Origin of the sequence: Actinacidiphila oryziradicis, from assembly GCF_005047355.1 — a bacterium.
GTDB lineage: Bacteria > Actinomycetota > Actinomycetes > Streptomycetales > Streptomycetaceae > Actinacidiphila > Actinacidiphila oryziradicis.
Map to the genome: position 1 here is coordinate 1 of NZ_SUMC01000350.1, position 1152 is coordinate 1152.

Below are 1152 nucleotides of genomic sequence, written 5' to 3' on the forward strand. Positions count from 1 at the left end.
GGCACCGACAGCGGCGGCGAGTCGGTGCCGAACAGCATCCGCTCGGGCCCCAGCACCTCGGCGTTGAGGCTCAGGTGTGCCGGGCTGAGCGGGCTGGTGTCGACGTACATGCGCTGCAGTGCCGCGCCCGGGTCGGCCGCCGGCGGGGCGGCCGACTGCGCCGGCGGCGCGCCCCCGCCCCAGTGCCGGGGCCGCGCCGCTGTCTGGAGGCGCTCCGGCAGCAACGCCATCGCACCGCCGCCGGTGGCACCGATGAGTCGCAGCCCGGGATACTTGTCCAGCCATCCCGCGAAAGCGATCATGGCCATGCCCATGGTGACGTCGCAGAAGCGGCCGATCTGCTCGACGAAGCCGATGTCGTCGACCCGCTCTGTGCCGGCCGGTTCGGCCGGGGCGTGCACCAGGACCGGCACTCCCGTCTCCGCGGCCAGCGCGAAGAAGGAGTCGGCTCGTGGAGAGCCGAGCAGCTCGCCGTGGACGCTGGAGGTGGTGATCAGGCCGACGAAGGCGGGGTCCGCCAGTGTCTGCCTGACTCCTTCCAGATGGTCGTCGTCACCGAGCGGGTTGGCGTACACGTACCCGCGCAACTGGTCCGGGAACGAAGCGATCAGTCCCGACATCCAGGCGTGGAAACTGCGTAGCTGGTCCCGCGGTTGTGCGTAGTTGTCGACGCCCGGGACCCGTGCCATCGCGCCGGCCCCGACGGGGCTGCCGATGATGGTGAGGTCGATCCCGGCCTGGGCGCGGGCGGCGAGCATTCCGTCGACGTCGGTCAGGCTGGGGGGCATGGGGAAGCGCCGTGCGGCTTCCGGTGGGGACAGGTGCGCGTGGATGTCGATGATCATGTGCTGGTTCCCGGGTTGCGTGTGAGTGCTTGGGCGATCGCGACACAGTCCTCGTCGCCGAGTCCCTGTTCGGTGGCGCGGACGTGGGTCTCCGCGGCTGCGGTGGTGAGCGGCAGGCGCAGTCCGGCCGCCGCGGCCTGTTCCGTGGCGAGTATGAGGTCTTTGGCCATCAGGCACAGCCGGAAATCCGGCTTGTCGAAGCGCCCAGCTGCCAGGCGCTTCGACTTGAATGCCATGACCGGCGAGGCGAAGCCGCTGACCGCGATCGTGCTGAGGACCTGCTGCCGGTCGAGTCCGGTAGCGGCCG

General features: G+C 70.7%; 2 protein-coding genes. Both read right to left on the bottom strand.

The genetic code is table 11. The features are described 5' to 3' along the window. Nucleotides 1-845, bottom strand: an 845-nt coding sequence (locus FCI23_RS55825; RefSeq protein ID WP_136731781.1) for an amidohydrolase family protein, incomplete at its 3' end; no start/stop codon positions are given. Then, nucleotides 842-1152, bottom strand: a 311-nt coding sequence (locus tag FCI23_RS55830; RefSeq protein ID WP_136731782.1) for an NAD-binding protein, incomplete at its 5' end; no start/stop codon positions are given. The genes FCI23_RS55825 and FCI23_RS55830, both read right to left, overlap by 4 nt.